This window comes from Neobacillus vireti (genome assembly GCF_036962465.1).
Classification (GTDB): Bacteria; Bacillota; Bacilli; order Bacillales; family Cytobacillaceae; genus Neobacillus; species Neobacillus vireti_B.
Map to the genome: position 1 here is coordinate 14,382 of NZ_JBALNF010000055.1, position 17,188 is coordinate 31,569.

At 35.6% G+C, this 17,188-nt stretch carries 18 protein-coding genes and 1 pseudogene; 11 read left to right on the plus strand and 8 right to left on the minus strand.

Translation table 11 applies throughout. The annotated features are described in order from the left end of the window. Positions 1-15: 15 nt before the first annotated feature. Together V7077_RS21045 and V7077_RS21050 are read right to left on the minus strand one after the other, a co-directional pair. On the minus strand, positions 16-1,245 hold the full coding sequence (locus tag V7077_RS21045) for a DUF438 domain-containing protein (protein WP_335505530.1): 1,230 nt from the start codon (positions 1,243-1,245) through the stop codon (positions 16-18). Between the two features lie 13 nt (positions 1,246-1,258). Beyond that, positions 1,259-1,486, minus strand: coding sequence for a DUF1858 domain-containing protein (locus V7077_RS21050; RefSeq protein WP_335505532.1), 228 nt, complete (start codon positions 1,484-1,486; stop codon positions 1,259-1,261). A gap of 394 nt (positions 1,487-1,880) precedes the next feature. Between V7077_RS21050 and V7077_RS21055 the strand changes: the two genes are divergently transcribed. Next, on the plus strand, positions 1,881-3,383 hold the full coding sequence (locus V7077_RS21055; RefSeq protein WP_335505534.1) for an FTR1 family iron permease: 1,503 nt from the start codon (positions 1,881-1,883) through the stop codon (positions 3,381-3,383). Beyond that, positions 3,380-3,754: a hypothetical protein gene (locus tag V7077_RS21060; protein ID WP_335505536.1), complete on the plus strand. Its 375-nt coding sequence runs from the start codon at positions 3,380-3,382 to the stop codon at positions 3,752-3,754. The genes V7077_RS21055 and V7077_RS21060 overlap by 4 nt, the downstream gene beginning before the upstream one ends. Positions 3,755-3,859: 105 nt before the next feature. Here the strand turns inward: V7077_RS21060 and V7077_RS21065 are convergent, their stop codons facing one another. Continuing rightward, on the minus strand, positions 3,860-4,729 hold the full coding sequence (locus tag V7077_RS21065) for a cation diffusion facilitator family transporter (RefSeq protein WP_335505538.1): 870 nt from the start codon (positions 4,727-4,729) through the stop codon (positions 3,860-3,862). A gap of 271 nt (positions 4,730-5,000) precedes the next feature. On the opposite strand from V7077_RS21065, the gene V7077_RS21070 reads away from it, so the two are divergent. After that, a complete protein-coding gene (locus V7077_RS21070) occupies positions 5,001-5,708 on the plus strand; it encodes a DUF421 domain-containing protein (RefSeq protein ID WP_335505540.1) in 708 nt (235 codons plus the stop codon). Between the two features lie 421 nt (positions 5,709-6,129). Here the strand turns inward: V7077_RS21070 and V7077_RS21075 are convergent, their stop codons facing one another. Together V7077_RS21075 and V7077_RS21080 are read right to left on the minus strand one after the other, a co-directional pair. After that, positions 6,130-6,339, minus strand: a complete 210-nt coding sequence (locus V7077_RS21075; protein WP_335505542.1) for a hypothetical protein — start codon at positions 6,337-6,339, stop codon at positions 6,130-6,132. A 57-nt stretch (positions 6,340-6,396) separates the two neighbouring features. Then, complete coding sequence (locus V7077_RS21080) at positions 6,397-7,311, minus strand: type II toxin-antitoxin system SpoIISA family toxin (RefSeq protein WP_335505544.1); 915 nt, start codon at positions 7,309-7,311, stop codon at positions 6,397-6,399. A 291-nt stretch (positions 7,312-7,602) separates the two neighbouring features. On the opposite strand from V7077_RS21080, the gene V7077_RS21085 reads away from it, so the two are divergent. The 3 genes from V7077_RS21085 (at position 7,603) to V7077_RS21095 (ending at position 9,790) form a co-directional block, all read left to right on the plus strand. Further along, the gene (locus V7077_RS21085; protein ID WP_335505546.1) at positions 7,603-8,442 is read left to right on the plus strand and encodes a DUF2935 domain-containing protein; all 840 of its coding nucleotides are present in this window, start codon (positions 7,603-7,605) and stop codon (positions 8,440-8,442) included. Between the two features lie 204 nt (positions 8,443-8,646). Beyond that, a complete protein-coding gene (locus V7077_RS21090; RefSeq protein WP_335505549.1) occupies positions 8,647-9,135 on the plus strand; it encodes a DUF1259 domain-containing protein in 489 nt (162 codons plus the stop codon). A 40-nt stretch (positions 9,136-9,175) separates the two neighbouring features. After that, positions 9,176-9,790, plus strand: coding sequence for a DUF1259 domain-containing protein (locus tag V7077_RS21095; protein ID WP_335505551.1), 615 nt, complete (start codon positions 9,176-9,178; stop codon positions 9,788-9,790). A gap of 197 nt (positions 9,791-9,987) precedes the next feature. On the opposite strand, the gene V7077_RS21100 is transcribed toward V7077_RS21095, so the two are convergent. Together V7077_RS21100 and V7077_RS21105 are read right to left on the minus strand one after the other, a co-directional pair. After that, positions 9,988-10,509 carry a DoxX family protein gene (locus V7077_RS21100; RefSeq protein ID WP_335505553.1) on the minus strand — a complete coding sequence of 174 codons (522 nt, stop codon included), beginning with the start codon at positions 10,507-10,509 and terminating at the stop codon, positions 9,988-9,990. 301 nt (positions 10,510-10,810) lie between these two features. Further along, positions 10,811-12,385 carry a GMC family oxidoreductase gene (locus tag V7077_RS21105; protein ID WP_335505555.1) on the minus strand — a complete coding sequence of 525 codons (1,575 nt, stop codon included), beginning with the start codon at positions 12,383-12,385 and terminating at the stop codon, positions 10,811-10,813. A gap of 313 nt (positions 12,386-12,698) precedes the next feature. Here V7077_RS21105 and V7077_RS21110 point away from each other — a divergent pair, with 313 nt between their 5' ends. The 4 genes and pseudogenes from V7077_RS21110 (at position 12,699) to tatC (ending at position 15,605) form a co-directional block, all read left to right on the plus strand. After that, a complete protein-coding gene (locus tag V7077_RS21110) occupies positions 12,699-13,487 on the plus strand; it encodes a GNAT family N-acetyltransferase (protein WP_335505557.1) in 789 nt (262 codons plus the stop codon). Between the two features lie 83 nt (positions 13,488-13,570). Further along, positions 13,571-13,879 (plus strand): annotated as a pseudogene (locus tag V7077_RS21115) (transporter associated domain-containing protein); the annotation flags it as partial. Between the two features lie 287 nt (positions 13,880-14,166). After that, complete coding sequence (locus V7077_RS21120) at positions 14,167-14,808, plus strand: helix-turn-helix domain-containing protein (protein WP_335505559.1); 642 nt, start codon at positions 14,167-14,169, stop codon at positions 14,806-14,808. 41 nt (positions 14,809-14,849) lie between these two features. Beyond that, positions 14,850-15,605, plus strand: coding sequence for a twin-arginine translocase subunit TatC (gene tatC / locus V7077_RS21125; protein WP_335505561.1), 756 nt, complete (start codon positions 14,850-14,852; stop codon positions 15,603-15,605). A 94-nt stretch (positions 15,606-15,699) separates the two neighbouring features. Here tatC and V7077_RS21130 read toward each other — a convergent pair whose 3' ends face one another. After that, on the minus strand, positions 15,700-15,834 hold the full coding sequence (locus V7077_RS21130; RefSeq protein WP_335505563.1) for a hypothetical protein: 135 nt from the start codon (positions 15,832-15,834) through the stop codon (positions 15,700-15,702). 93 nt (positions 15,835-15,927) lie between these two features. Between V7077_RS21130 and V7077_RS21135 the strand changes: the two genes are divergently transcribed. Continuing rightward, positions 15,928-17,154 (plus strand): phospholipase D-like domain-containing protein, encoded by a 1,227-nt coding sequence (locus tag V7077_RS21135; protein ID WP_335505565.1) that lies wholly within the window; start codon positions 15,928-15,930, stop codon positions 17,152-17,154. Positions 17,155-17,188: the final 34 nt, after the last annotated feature.

Genomic DNA, 17,188 nt, shown 5'->3' on the forward strand with positions numbered 1-17,188 from the left:
AGTTTTTTTGTTCCACTAATTGAGTATCCGCTTTTCACCTTGGATTTCTTGGATCGAGCTAATATTTTGCGTGAATTCAAGCGTTCCCACATAGTGACCCGCTTCATCCCTTACAGCAAAGTAACGGATATACACGTATTTATCTTTAAATTTAATATAAAAATCTTCATGATCTTTACTACCTGCTTTAAAGTCGTGTAATAATTCTTCGACAACATGAACACTTTTTGGCGGGTGACAATTTTGAACGGTTCTGCCAATTACGGCTTTTGTACGAGCAAAGATTCGTTCTTTACCGTGCGAAAAATAGCGAACCACATCATCTTGGTCGATAAAGGTGATATCCACCGGTAAGTGGTTTAACATCAATTCCAGTTGTTTTAACGAAAGAATCCCTGTTTCTAACCGAATATATCCGTCGGTTAGGGCATTTTCTTCAATAGCTTTACGTTCAGGCTTCCATACTCCCGCAGGTACGGCTAAACAAAAACCAATTTCATCACTTTCATGAGCGATTTTGACCCATTCATCTTCCGTTAAAGTCTGTAATGCCATCGGGAATAAGATGTTTTCCTCTTTAAAAATCATTTCGCTTACTTCTCGAATGACAAAATATAAGCTATCGATGACAGCTTGTTTGTCTCCGGTATAGTTCGTTAATTTCTCTTTTGCCTCTTTTATGGCGGCACGTATTCCGTCATCCACTCCCCACATTACTTGAGTAGGGCCCATAATCCCGTACTTTTCTAAATAAGGGAAGAGCAAATTTTCTTTACGGCTATAGTGTTTGTCGATGTCTAATAAAAGGTTTAAATCCTCTAGTAACTTAAACTTGTTGTCCGCGGTGTCTTCTTTTTCAAAGCGATCGAAATGGAGCTGCAATTTGAAGTTTACTAATCGATCAATCTCTTTATTTTCTAATTTAAAGGTGTGAATAGGGTGTCCCGGCTGTTCTTCCGGTTTTTCGGAACGATGGATTTCCTCAATCGATCCTTTAAAAATCGCGATATGAACTGAACATAGGCGCTGTACTTCCTGAACAGGAATACCTTCTTCCTCCATCAGTGCTTGTTCTAATTTAGAAATTTCTGCTACCGAAATATTCCCAGCGGCTTCTTCAAAACGAGCTTTTACTTCCTCCACACTTTTGCCGTTATGCAGGTCTTTGATAATCTCTTTTAAAACCGTTTGTCGCTCAGATTGTGTAATCATATCTTGTTCACGGTTATTAATCATTTCACTCATTTTAGGTGCTCCTCTACTTGTTTATCGTAAATCCGTTATTTTCAAATGTTTTGATGACGGTTTCTAAGGATATGCCTTTCATCCGGCAGCCATTTGGCAATGTCATGACTCGTCCGGCCGTTTTTAGCATAGTAGGATTAGTGATATTCTCAAAACCAAGTTGGTGCATGATTGGGATAATTTCTGGGTACTCGGTACATAATTGAAAGACCGGTTGTTGAATATTCAATACTTTTGGCATGTTTTTCACTCCTAAAAGAGGGTGATAACTTTTCTCAATAGGAATATACCATAGACTTAGTGATGAAAATTGTGACTGAAATCACAGATGTAACTATAGATGTTACGTATATGTGAACAAGCAAGATTCAGATCAGGACAAGCCTAACCAAGTGCTGAACGAGTTGATCATCAGACAGGACTTGGCGTCTTAAGAGGCTATTGTTTCAAATGCCTACGTTCCTACCGAAGACATTGTGGGGGAGTCTATGATTAAGTAATTCTATCGAACCGATATTATTAGAAAATATTAAAAACACTAATTGACAATCATTTTCAAAGAGAATATGATAATATACATAGATGATATTGAGATTCATTATCAATTAAATTTTATAGACAATAAGGGGGACCTTATGGGCAAGAAATTATTACTTTTGATATCGATCCTTCTATTAATTTTTGGAATGGGGGAACTTAATCCCGCATTAGCAGTTGGAAATTCAAAGGAAGATATGAAGAAGGCTGAAGTCTCAGTGGATCAAGCCATAGATTTGGCATCAAAAGGAGACCTTTCGGGAGCAGAAAAGGCTTATGATCAATTTAACAAATCCTGGAGACAAATCGAAGAAGGGATAAAAGCAGATTCGGCCACTGCCTATCGAGATATTGAATCAAATATGGGAAAGGTCGTTTATGCCTTTACGATTAAAAAATCAGATCAAGTTTTAATGGCATTAAAAGATTTAAAAGCAACTAATGACAAATTTGCAGCTGGCGGATATCCAAAGGAAGCAGCTGTTCTGAACAAAGATCTATCTCTAGATGATTTTATATTACTTTTACAAGAAGTGAAGAAAGAAGTAAAAGAACAAAATCAAGCTGAAGCACTAAAAGGTATAAAAAAAGCTAGTGATAGTTGGTTAAGTGTTGAAGGAGTTGTTGTGGCCCAATCAGCCTCTGTCTATAGTGATTCTGAGAAAGATTTGGTGACCATTCAGGCGATGCTATCTGCTAATCCACCAAATTACGATCAAACTAATAGAGTCATAGATAACATGGTTAATTATTTAACTCCTCTAGCGAATAAATCTGAATACACATACTGGGATGCAGCTATGATTTTAATTCGTGAAGGCCTGGAGGCATTATTGGTTGTTATTGCTCTAATGTCCTTTGTGAAAAAGTCAGGAACAGGTAAAGGAAAAGGCTGGATTTGGTCAGGGATATTATCCGGACTTGGAGTTAGCATAATCCTTGCCATTATTGTGAAATTTGTTATTTCATCTGGAGCTTTTGGAAATAATAATGCACTTATCGGTGGATGGACAGGGGTTTTTGCAGCTGTCATGTTACTCTACATGAGTTATTGGCTTCATAGTCAATCAAATATTGCTGATTGGAATCGATATATTCGTGAAAAAAGCCAAACTGCTTTAACGACAGGTAAACTTGTTTCACTAGGAGTTCTTGCTTTTCTCGCGGTATTTCGTGAAGGAACGGAAACAGTCCTATTTTACATTGGAATGGCTAGTCAAATAAGTCTCCAGTCTTTATTAATTGGTTTTCTAATTGGAGCTGCGATACTTGGGGTTTTGGCCTACTTAATGGTCTTTATCGGTTTGAAATTGCCGTTACGCCCCTTCTTTATGGTCTCAAGTATCATCGTATTTTACCTTTGTATTAAGTTTACCGGTATGGGAATACACAGTCTTCAGCTAGCAGGTTTCATTCAAACAACGAATTCATCAAGTATTCCAAGTGTAGGATTCTTTGCACTCTATCCTTCATGGGAAAGCACTATTCCACAAGCAATTCTTGTTGTAGCTGCCATTATGATCATTTTATTTAAAAGATTGAAAAACAAAAAATTGATTATGGAAAACAATACAAACTTTGAAAGTAGGAAGCTGTCATGATGAAAATAACATCTCTAGTATTATCCCTTGGTCTTGGAAGTGCACTAGTTTTAGCAGGCTGTAGTTCAACTGATCAAAAAGTTTCAGATGGTGTAAACAAAATGTTGGATACAACGGAAGAATTGTCAAAAGCAATTGATAGCGGCGATCAGGCAAAGGTAAAGGAAGTTGGACCGCAATTAGAGGATCAATGGTCTTCTTTTGAAGATGATGTTAAGAAGGATAACAAAGATTTATACGAGGAAATTGAAAAATATCTAGACCCCACCATTGCAGGTTCAGAAGCAGCCACATTGGATAAAGAAGCATTAGGAACCTTAAACGAGCATCTTACGGATGCGTTGAAAGAATTGGACGAAAAAACTAAGTAAACAAAATGGGGAACAGCAAAAAAAAGAGACTCTTTGAGAAGTCTCTTTTTTGCTTTGATTTCTTTCCGTTTGAATTTTTAGTTTAACCGGTATAACCCCAAAAATTTAATTAGGTTCTACATGGACATGTACATCATAAACGTGATGGACTTCAATTAATTTTAGCTCCACATCTGTTGCAATATCGTGAGCACCACGAACATCCAGATTAGAATTGACTAAGATGACAATGTCAACCACTACGTTATTACCATAATTTCTGGCTTTAATATCCTTTACACCTTTGACGCCATAACAATGATGGATCGTTTCTTTGTATAATTCTATTACTTTTTCATCGAATCCATCCGTCAAATTATGGGATGCCTCTCTAAAAATGTCCCAGCCAGTTTTACAGATAAGCAGCCCTACTATGATAGCAGTTAACGGATCGAGCCAAGGAAGACCAAACTGGGTACCTACAATACCAATGAAGATTCCTGCGCTTACCCAGGCATCTGACAAATTATCCTTTGCCGCTGCCATGACAGATGGGCTATTAATTTCATTGGCCAATTTTTTGTTATATCGATAAACAAAATACATAACTACGGCACAAATGATGCCTGTCCAGGCAGAAATTAAATCAGGCGATTCATTCCGGCCATGAAAAATACTAGAAATCGCTTCATAGGTCACTTGTATCCCGACCACCACCATAATAAAAGAAGCGACCATGGAGGCAATCGTTTCCGCTTTCCAGTGGCCGTATGGATGATCATCATCAGCAGGTCTCTGTGATAGTTTTAACCCGATAAGTACAGCAATTGAGGCAATGATATCAGTAGCATTATTTAAGCCATCTGCTTTTAGCGCTTCAGAGTTTGCCAAATATCCCACGATTAATTTTAATGCAGACAAACAAATATAAGCAATAATGCTGATAATTGCTCCACGTTCTCCACGTTTCAAGTCCAAATATGCTTGTTCTTCCATTATACTTCCCCCACGTTTCTATCCTTTTCCATTATGAAGTATTAAGGTCAAGTGGGTCTAGAGAAACCTTTTGTCGTTATACTAACTAAGTAACAGAGAAGAAAAAAAGTTTCATGTAGGAAACATTTGATCTAAAAAGTGTAAAAAACATGTTGTTAAACCCTCCAACTTTAATTAAATAAATAGGTTGAGTTGTTTAGTTGGGAAGGAAAATTCTAATACTAAAGGTAATTCTAACACTGCAAACCTTTGTTTTAAGGGAGAGGCCATTTTGGAAACATTTTACCGTACATTGATCGTTTTTGTGGTAGGTTATTTGTTTTTAAGGATTACAGGCAAAAAGGCAGTAGCTCAAATGCACACCTTTGATTTATTGTATATCTTAATTCTTACCAATATCATTAGTTCCCCTTTGGAAGTAATGAATATGGAAAAAGCGATTACCTATGCTGGAATCACAGTCATTTTATATAAGATTTTTATCCGTTTATCCTTACATAATAAACTAAGATGGATGTTATATGAAAGTCCTACCGTATTAATCCATAATGGTGACATAGATAGAAAAGGGTTGAAGAAGGTACGGATGCCAATGAATGAATTATTATCCCATCTAAGAGTAAAAGGGTACACAGATATTCAGAGTATCTCGATTGCCGTGATGGAGGACACAGGAAGTATTAGTGTAATCCCTAAGTCAGATTATCGTCCCGTTCAACCAAAGGATTTAAATTTACATGTAAAAAAAGAGTACATTCCAATTCCCCTGATCATGGACGGACAGGTTGTTTATCATAATTTAAAATATCTGCAATTAGACCATAGTTGGCTTATGGGCGAACTTGAAAAGAGGGGAGAAAAAATAGAGAGCATTACCTTAGCAACCTACCAGGACGATGGACAGCTGTTCATCGATAATAATGAAATTACTGGACATCAAAGTAATCTTTATAACTACAAGCCTGGAAGAGACAATTAATCTTTCATGTGTTCCTTTCATTGAAGGAAACAGGCGGAACAATTGCTTAAATTTAAGCCCTTTCATCTTGAACAGATGAACGATTAGTTCTTGATAATTATTTGATTAAAACCAACATAATTGGACGATACAGGCAGTATATATGTACAAGCATTTGTATGGGAGATGATGATGTGGGTGCAAGAAAAAAGAAAAGCCCCTTTTTAATGGACAAGCCCTCTGGGTCCATACCAAAGCGGGACAAGAATCATAATTTACTTCTAACTTTGCATAAGAAAATGAGAGACAATATTGATAATTTAAAGAAAGGAAGTAGGAATGACAGTTAAAGGATAAAGCCTAAGTAAATGGGGGCATGCTTGTTGGAAACTATTATCGTTTAATTACAGCCAATAAAAAAGACAGGAATAAACATCCTGTCTTATCGTCTCACTTCACCGTAATGGCTATCCTTTAAGCGATCTACCGCATCATCGCTTCTTTTAAATAATTCCCTCGTATACAATGATGGGGAAGTTCGTGGTACTGTTCGAGTCGCCTTCTCTTGTAAAAAAGGAGACTTCACTCTACCTCTGCGTTTTCCAACCATAGTGACTACATTTCCCTCTGTATTGTTCGTACGCTCTGGCATTGTATCCACTCCTTTCCTATCTATTACCCTTATTCTACCAAACTAACACTTTTTTATCTACAACGTTTGCCAATTTGGTTGTTCATCTTCTGGTTTTTTTAACCAAGTATGTATCAAACATAGGTTAATGATATGGTCTATGTCTATATCCAACACATGTTCTTTTTCCGATTCAATCGAAATCACCACTGGGAACACTTTTTCGAGATAGGGAATAAGAACGGTTTGTTTATCCACATAAACGACGATATTGTCATTTAACCCATTCATTTGTTCGTCGGTAAGATTCACCCCGAGAACGGTGCCAACCTCTTGTTTAAAAAAATGATCATGGTCTTTCTTAAAGACGGTAATCTCTTGTCTGCAGGTTTCTCCGTATGAAAATAAAAAGTCCTCTAAACTCTCCTGATAAACCTCTATTTCATCCCATTCTTGGGTTTTGAAAGAGGAGATTTGCATCATGTCCAATATATTGGTGAATTGCAAACTTCTATTCTGTGTTTGAACAATTACCTTCTTCATTTCCTCATTGACGCTTTCCACTTCATTAATTTGTTCCATTTCCGCTCCGCCGATTTTCTTTATCGATGGAGTAAGAAACAAGGCTAAATCTACAAAGATAAACATCGCTGCTAACAAAGTATATCGCTGCCATTCTTTCACATTAAAACCTGTTTGAGTTAGCAACAAAACGATTCCCACAATAAACAAGAAATACCATGTTCTCCGCAAATTTTGTTTATGATTTGAAAAGAAATCTTTAAAGGCCCAACTTATGTAGAGTATGACAGCAGTAAATCCAGTCAATATAAACCACTTGTGTTCTTGGGTATAGGAGAGGAGAGAGTCACCCCAAATTTTTTTTACGATTAGTAGAATAATGGCAAGAAAAATAGGGATAAAAATTTTTAAAATGACTTTTTTACGGGGGTTTTCAAACCATTTTTCAGTATCCTCCTGAATCCCTTCCATAATTCACCTCCAATATGATTATATCATATTCTGGGAGCCACCCGTATGGCTAGTACACTAATGGGAGCTATGTAGCAATTAAAAACTATTTTCACTCTTACAGTATTTTATCTATTACCAATACCCATTGAAATAGGAAATAAAGATTTTTAACGATAATCATAGGAAGAAGAATGATATACCTCTTCATTTCATAATTTTCAAAAGTAAAACTAAACTTTTGCTTTAGACATATTCAATACACTATGTAAATATGATTAGAGCAGAGGGAGTATTTTAGGAGGTTATAGAATGAACGGGGATCATACATCTATGCATGCAGATACCGGTGTAACATCAGGATTGTTTGTTGAGCGCTCTTTAAATGAAATTCGTTTTTGGGCTAGGATCATGAAAGAACATTCTTTATTCTTACGATTGGGTTTTAGAGCAGAAGATACTCAACTAATTCAAGAGGCTAATCAATTTTATCGCTTGTTTGAACAAATTGAACAAACTGCGCATTCCTTTAATAATCAAACAGACCCCGAACAAATAAGAAGATTTAATTCAGAGGTACAACTAGCTGCAACTAATATTTTTGCATTTAAACGGAAAGTATTAGGACTCATTCTCACATGCAAATTGCCAGGGGCAAATAATTTTCCCTTATTAGTTGATCATACAAGCAGGGAAGCGAATTATTTTAGAAAACGATTAATGGAATTAAATGAAGGGAAATTACAATCGCTTCCAGATGCCATTATAAAAGAAAATGTCTTCTTCTTAAGGATTATGGCAGACCATGCCAAATTTATTGGTCATCTCCTTGATCCGTCAGAAAGGAAATTAGTTGATTTAGCACGGAATTTCAGCAATGACTTTGATCAATTACTGTATCAAGCAAGGGACTTAGAATCTATGAGGCCACAATCTCAAACAGTTCCTCTTTTAGATCAATTCCTTGATCAAAATCGAGTGTCGGTAACATCTCTTAGGGACTTCAAGCGAACAGCCCGTGATTTAATTGAGCAATGTAAAATAAAGAGTATTATTCATCCTCTATTAGCAGACCATGTTTTTCGGGAAGCTGATAGGTTCCTTGAAATTATTGATATGTTTGACGCACATCTTACTGGTGGTTCCAGATAACCTAAGGTAACAGCAAAAGTAAAGAAAAAGCCTAATTTCAGCCGAAATTAGGCTTTTTTCTTCTTCAACCGACTTGCCACGTAAGCAAAATTAAAAATAGAAAAAAATTAGTAAAAAAAGTTATTTGTCCCGAGTCAATTGTCTATTCTTGTCCAATTTCTCTGAATAAAATGTTATGAAACAGTGGACAAGGAGGTGATTGAATTGGGAACACATGAATCTCATAATGAAAGGGGATCAAGTCCACAAGGTGTATGGCGTCCAGCAAGTAGAAATAACAGCCGTAATTCCGTTGGGGGAGTCAACACTTCAACATGCCAGCAATTAGCCGATATTATCGGCGGTGTGGTCATTGCATCAACACCAGCATGTGTCGTTCAGCGTCTGCGAAATATTAATGCTACTATTTTAGGTCGCCGCACAGAATCCCCTTTAGCCCTTCCATTTGCTCTTTCCTTTGAAGACAACGTAAGAGGAAGAACCCTTAACCTTGGAGAAACAGTACTTCTTCAAAAAGAAGCTAATGCTTTGATGTCTGCATTACAAAGAAGAGGCCTTATCGTAACTGCTTTCCATAACCACTGGCTATTTGATAGACCACGGTTAATGTATATGCATTGGGAAAACGTTGGGAATCCGTTTGAGTTTGCTAGAAATAGTTTTGAAGCTGCGAAAGAAGCAGGTCTTTTCTAAACTGATGGTTTTTTAAGTTTGAGAGAAGGAGGTGATTTTAATGGAAAGAAGAGACGTTTTTGAAAATTGGTTCAGATTTGTTAATCATGACAACGAGTCAAGCTCTTTTGGAAGAAATCAGATGGAAGTAGAATTTGAATCCAGCTCCAGAACAACTGGGCATCATTCTAACAGAGGTGTTAACAATCAGATGTATTTCGAAAGTTCAAGCTTTAAAGGGCATGAGTCAAGCGAACGAATGAGAAGTACTGAACGTGGTGAGGTTAGGAATATAACAGCTTCAAAATGCCAACGACTGGCAGATATTATTGGCGGAGAAGTTATTGCAGCAGCACCAGTGTGTACTGTTATGCGCCTTCGAGATATTAATGCTACTATTTTAGGCCGCCGCACACGTTCACCGCTTGCACTTCCGTTTATGTTGTCATTTGAAAATAATGGTCTAAATCTTGGTGAATCAGTTGTTCTCCAAAAAGAACTTAATCGATTTATTGCTGCACTACGGAAAAGAGGCCTTATAGTAACGGCCTTTCATAACCATTGGCTGTTTGAAAATCCACGCTTAATGTATATCCATTGGGAGAATGTTGGCATGTCTGCGGAAGAGTTTGCTAGAAATAGTATTGCTGCCGCAAGGGAAGCAGGTCTATTCTAAAGAAAATGCCATTTGTGATAATTTTTTCATACAATCACAAATGGCTTCTTTTTACACTTAGTCGCCATGCCCTCGATAATCTTGATATACAATAAAAAAGGAACCATATAAAATAGTTAAAAGAAGATGTATTTCTTAAGTAAACGAAACATGGGGGTGTGGGATCCCCATGTTTTTATATTATGTACATTCGTACTCTATGTTCTAGTAGCACTTTGGGATAATTGTTCATTGCCTGCTTTACTAATTATCATTTTATTTATTACTGGAACAATCCAGCGATCCAATCCAATTTTGCCAGCATTGTTACCCGCCACAAGAATAAACATCCCTAGTAAAACCATTTGGGGATTGGTACTTGTTGTTCCTGATAACATATAGGCAAAGTTCATAGTAAGACCCATTAAGATAGAAAATGAAGTGAAAAGTCCTAAAATTAATCCAATACCCACGAATAACTCTCCCCAGGGAACTATGACATTAAATAGATCCACGTATGGAATTGCAACCTCTTTTAAAAATTCACCCCACCAAGGTTGCACAGAAGGGTGTTCACCCGTCATGTTTTTTACTGCGCCATAAAGAAATCCGCTTGCATCAAATTTCTCACTAGAAATTTTCCCCCAGCCAGCCTTTAACCACAACCAGCCTAGATAAAGTCTAACTACAGTAAGTAACAGAGATACGTAGCGATTTTCCTTTAATAATTGAATAAACATAATAATCCTCCTAAATAAATGATAATCATTATCAATGATATTGATTATCATTATCAAATAATTTCACGTGATTATCAATAAGAAAAAGGAACTAAATTATATCGAGACATTCTAGTGAAATATCCCTACATATAGGTTACTTCAATTTCTTTTCTGGAAATTAATAAAGCCATTTATAATTTGAATAAATGGCTTTGTAATATTATAAAAATGATTGATAGCAAACTAAAGCGGATCTCCAACATACTCCTATTGCATGTCCATAGGATAGGGGAAGGGCATATTAACTTATATTAATTTTTCACTGAATAAGGTGCTGGGCTATGGTATATCCAATCAGGTATGCAGCTGCTGACGTGTTGCCATCAACTGTAAATGGTATGATAGATGCATCTGCAACTATTAATTTATTCACTCCGTGAACATTTCCAAAACGATCAACTACCCCGCCTTGATGGAGGGGAGCCATTCGTAGTGAACTTTGTTGATGGTGGTTATGACCAAAGTTCTCTTTAATGAAATCTTCAAGTTCATCATCATTTTCTATCATTTCTGGGGTTGGATTAATAAGCTTATAATTCGGATCTATCGAGGAAAGTCTCTCTGCAATATCTTTAATATACGTTTTATATATTGTTTTTATTGCCTCCAAGTCATACTCGTTATCAAGAAAACCTTCATCTGCAAGTACAATTTTTAATGGATCATTATTCTGTATCTCAATTCTTCCCCGACTTCTCGGTTGCAAGAATAGAATAGCAATATTTAAGTTTTCTTCTGAAAATATTCCTATTAATTGCACACCACGGCGATCATTATTTCCACTGAGTGGATTAGGTAAAAAGGCACCACCCGTATAAAGGGAGAATGGATCGTTTTGCAGCTCAGAAATATCCCTTTTGTTAACCGTAAAGGTAGCAGTATTTAACGTGTGATTAGTTAAAAATTCTCCTACGTTCGGATTATCAAAAACAACTGGAATACCAACATTCGTAAGGTCATTTGCAGGTCCAATTCCAGATAACATTAAAAGTTGGGCACTGTTTATTCCCGCCGAGATAATCACTTTTTTTCGGGCGAATGCTCGTATTTTTTTTCCTTCCATTAGAAATTCCATACCAATCGCAGTTCTTCCATCAAATAATATACGAAGGGCCGTTGTCTTATATAAAACTTGTAATTTACGCCCATTCACACCAAAACCATCAGGATTCATAATGTCTGATGATAAAAATGCCGTTGATGAGCTCTCACGTTGTCCATTGTTTTTTTGAAATAGCTGCCATCTAGTAAAAGGACCAATAGGGGTTAGAGGGTCATTATAATCAAGTATCTTATTAAAACCAGTGGCCTGTTCCATGGCTGAAACAAGTTTTTTTGTCATTTTAGGAGGATTTAGCGGGGCTTGCCTGATATTTAAACGCCCATTATAACCGTGAACTTCTGGGCTTTTGGTTTTTCCATGAAAGTTTTCTAGCTGTTTAAAGGCTTGTATTGCTTGTTCAGGTGACCACATTGGACCTAATAGCATTTCCCAATCTCTTAATACAGAGGGGGTGGGTCTAACATATTGTTCTCCGTTTATTGAAGATCCACCACCAGAAAGCCGACCTGTGGTCCATTCAAAGGTTCTGTTATCTACTCCTGGTTGAGGTACGCCTTCTCCTTGCCAAAAATATTTTGCGAAAAATTGTTCCTCAAGTTCAGGAGCAAATCTAGAATCACTAATTGGCTTATCCTTATCATTATTTTCACCAGCTTCCAGAACAAGGACTGAGGTTTTTTTATCATCTGTGAGTGTTTTTGCTAAAACGGCACCCGCAGGACCAGTTCCAACAATAATATAATCAAAGGTATTTGATGAACGATTTTTCATTTTCGAAAACCCCTTTTAATATTTAGCTCTTTTTTAAAAGGTATTGTAGCCAAGCGAAGAAAGGTTAGTTCCAATATCTTTATTGTAGTTTATTCTTAAAATGTGTTATGGAATGGACAAGTTGCCTAGTATGCAGCTCTTTATTAAATAAATTACAAAAAAAATTTCCCTTATGAGAAATAATCAATTTTTAGTAAATTTGTTGATATATAAGGGTTTATGCAATTTTGCAATTCAATTAGGGTTATTTTTTAAAAGAATTATTGGATTCTTATGCTAAACTTTAATAAATATAGAAATAAAGGAGGAAAATATGATAAATCTAAAAGACGTGATTTTACTAGAATTTGCATACTTAGAGACCTTTACAAAACGATTAGAAACATCCTGGGGTTCCATTTTTTACAATGAAAGTCAACCAAATTATTATAACGCAAATCATGCTCATATAAGTGATGCTATTGATAATCCAAAGCTAATCGTTGATGAAGTTAAAAATTTTTATCAATCTAGAAAAATTATTCCCAGATTTTATATTTATAACTTAGATGATCAACAAGAATTGGTTGAACATCTAAAAATGGATCAATTCGATCTTGAAGAATTAATCAGTCCTGTTCAATTGTGGGATCATAAGCTTTTGGAGAAGGAAAAACGCAAGGATATATCCATTGAATTGGTGACAAAAGAGAATTATTCCGATGCATTACATATTGAATGCAGTATTACAGAATTTGGAGGCATAGCAGTTAGGGAAAAGGCTTTTGAGGTAGAATTTAATCATCCTAGCTATATATATTATTTACTAAGGTATAAGGGAGTTGCCTGTGCAACAGCTTGTATTTTTATTAATGATAATCAGGCACGGATGGAAAGTGTTGCAACTCTGGAGGAATACAGGGGACGGGGATTAATCGGCGAATTGATTCGTTATATTCAAACAGAAGTTGCTAAGAAGGGGCTAGAAAACCTCTGGGTATTTCCTATTAACGAAAAAATAGAAAAAGTTTATCAAAAATATGGATTTAAAACCGTAGCAAAACTAAAAGTGGGGCATGCCTTTATTGGGGGAAAAAGCATAAAAGAAATTCAGGGATATTAAATTTAGGTTAGATGATCCATGAACGAGTATTAAAAGCGGCTGAAAAATCGAAACATTGCTTCTTGCTAGACCAATGATAATTTGAATACGGCGGAACGGCAGGATTAGTAACAGTTGAAGATATTCTTGAGGAAATCGTCGGAGAAATTCGTGATGAATTTGATGCCGATGAGGTTCTTGAAATCAATAAGATTAATGAAAATAAGACCATCGCGGATGGGAAAGTCCTAATCGAAAAAGTGAATGATTTATTCGGACCTGAACTAGATGATACGGATATTGATACCATCGGCGGATGTATATTAACGGAAAATATGGATATTTCTGAAGGTGAAAAAATCTATCACGGTAATTATACGTTTAAGGTGCTTGAATTAGATGGTTACCATATCTAGTCATTAGAAATTTTAAAAACTTCAAATCAAGAAGCGCATGCTTAATTTTAAATTCCTCTCTATATAAGAGGGATTTATTTTTTTACCATTAACTAGTGTTTAAAACTTATTGACAAAAAATCAACGAATGACGTCGAACGTTGACAAAATGTCAATGAATGTGTATATTTCTAATTGCTTTTGTGTTTTTTATTAACGTTAGATTTACAGTTTTTTATTAGTTAAATAGAGATTTAAATTTTATATGAAATGCAATCAATCAGCATATCGAAAGGAAACTAGCTATGGTGGAAGAAAAATCAGATGAAAAACTGGGGTTGTATTTAAAAAAGATGTTAAAAGAACATTCTTTGTCCATGAGAAAGCTTAGTGAACTCACGGATATTGACACAGCCACTATCTCACGTATTATAAACGGCAAACGTAAGGCCAATCCAGCACATTTACAAAAATTCGCTGAACATCTAAATGTCCCTATTTCAGAGTTATTTGTGGTTGCAGGCTATTCCAATGAATATGAGGGATTACAACAATCTGATATTCTTAAGTCCGTTGAAAGTATTCAAAATATCCTAGAATTCTCAAATTTAATAGATAATCAATTTAGTATTGATAGTGTGGAGCGTCAATTAGCTAATTATGAACAATATGCACAAACCGAAGAGGGAAAAGGAAATATCCTAAATAGTTTTGGTGAAAAGCTGAAGAAAATAGGCAGCATTGGTCCATTTATAAGTCAGCTTAAAGACTTGTTTGAGAAATTCCGTTTAAACAAGGGAACATCACGAGAACTTGCCATAATAGGAAGTGCATTAATTTATTTCATTGTATCAGTGGATGTCGTTCCTGATTACATATTTCCAATCGGTTATATTGATGATGCTATGGCAATCCAACTTGTTACCAAGTTGCTAACTATAAAGTAATGGATTAAAAAAGATAAATTTCTGATAGGCAGGCGTGGCACTTGATGGATAAAGAACTTAATATTGTTGAACATCTTGAAGAATTACGAAAAAGATTAATTATTTCTACGGTTGCTTTCATTTTATTTCTTGTTTTAGGACTCGTTTTTGTGAAAAATATTTATCTATTTTTCATGGGGGATCTAGGGTATAAGCTAATGATTTTGGGCCCAAGTGATATTATGTGGATTTATTTTCACATTGCCACTATTGTTGCAGTAGCTGGGACTATCCCAGTGGCGGCATGGCAAATCTGGCTATTTGTCAAGCCAGCCTTAAATCCATTGGAAAGAAGGACAACATTAGCGTATATACCTTCAATGTTTTTTCTCTTTATTGGGGGATTGGCATTTGGTTATTATTTTATATTTCCAAATATCATGACGTTTCTCGTTAATTTGGGGAAAGATCTAATGACCACCTCCTTTACGGCAGATAAATATTTTGGTTTTCTAATTAATATGACTTTACCTTTTGGAGTAGCGTTTGAAATGCCGCTTGTTTTGACGTTTTTAACCACTTTAGGAATGGTTAATCCATACAAGATAGTTAAACTTAGAAAATATACTTATTTAATTCTAGTATTAATTGCTTCCATGATTTCTCCACCAGAATTTATTTCTCATATTTCAGTAGCTATCCCACTAATATTATTATATGAAATAAGCATTCTGTTATCCAAAAGGGTTTATAGACGAAAGCAAAAACAAAAGCTGGTTCTAAACAATGGTGTTAAGACTGACAACATAATACTTTAGGATCTTATAAAAATGAAAACAGTTATTAATTACAAAGGGACTCAAATGAGTTCCTTTTTTATTTCTTAAGACTAACAACGTGTACAATATCAAATTAGAACGAATGCTGAACGATCACGATCACCGGAACCATATCTTCCATAGCCGTAACCACCATAACCATATCTGCAGTAAACCAAGCATGTAAAATCCCCCTTTTAAATAAATTAATATAAGCTTCAGCCAACAAAGGCAGAAGCCCTACGGAGGGCTAACAGGATAATTTTGTCCCGAAGACAAAAACTAACAGAATAAAAACGATAATATCTAAAGGAGATTACATATGCTGAAAAAGGTACAGAAAATCCTTCATGTAATCCTATTCGTGTTTATCGCTGCATGTTTGGTTTTGCTTGTTTGGGGTAAAATTGACAAAACAGCAGCAGAAAAGAGGATGGTATTCGAGCATCAGCCCATCCAATACCCGATTCGTCAAAGTAATATTACTTTATATACGGACGGGAAACAGTTTAACAATCAATTATTTTCAGATATAAGGAAAGCAAAACATTACGTGTATATCAACTTTTTCTCTATTGCTGATGATAAAGTAAGTCATCAGTTTCTAGATTTATTGAGGCAAAAAAGCCAGGAAGGGTTAGAAGTTTATTATGCAGTGGACAGGCTAGGTGGAATTTTACTAAAGAAAAAGGAAAGAGAATTATTGGGTAAAGCAGGAGTGCATTTTACATATTACAATAAGCCTGCTTTGCCTTATCTCTTTTCTTCTATGGATCACCGGAATCATCGCCGTATTTCAATTATTGATGGAAGGATTGGGTACATTGGCGGATTTAACATCGGCAAGAAGTATTTAGGAGAAAAAGTAAAACTCGGTCACTGGAGGGATTATCACCTTGAAATACGAGGAGAAGGAGTTCAAGATCTAGAACATCAATTTGTGTTAGACTGGAAGAAAAATACAGAACAACAGATTTCTATACACAGAGTAACAAAGGAAAAGGGAGCAACCTCACATCGATTCACTGCTTATTATAGTGGAGAAAAACTTAGTCAAGAATATGCAATGCTGTTTCAACAAGCAAAAGATTCCATCATTATACTAACACCTTATCTTATACTAAATGACAGAACGATTTGGAACTCATTAGTGGATGCAAGAAACAGAGGAGTTCGCGTTAAAATTGTGTTTTCACCTCATTCAGATGCATTGTTAGTTAAAGAAGCAGCCTATCCATATATCCGAAAAGCATTAAAACAAGGAATGGAAGTATACGGTTATAAAAAAGGAGTGCTGCACGGTAAAGTATTATTAATTGATGAAAGCATTTTGATGGTAGGGACCGTTAATTTTGACTCACGCTCGTTTCATTTAAATGAAGAAATGAACTGCTATATCCATGATCCTGTCTATATTTCTAAAATAAGGCCAGTCATCAATGAAGACATCCAAAATTCAAAGCGAGTAACATCCTCTAACGTTAATCAATTATCGATAAAAGAAAAAATAAAAGAGATGGTTGCAAGAATGATTGAGTATTATTTGTAAAAACTAACTGCATCATTTGAGAATAAACTAAATT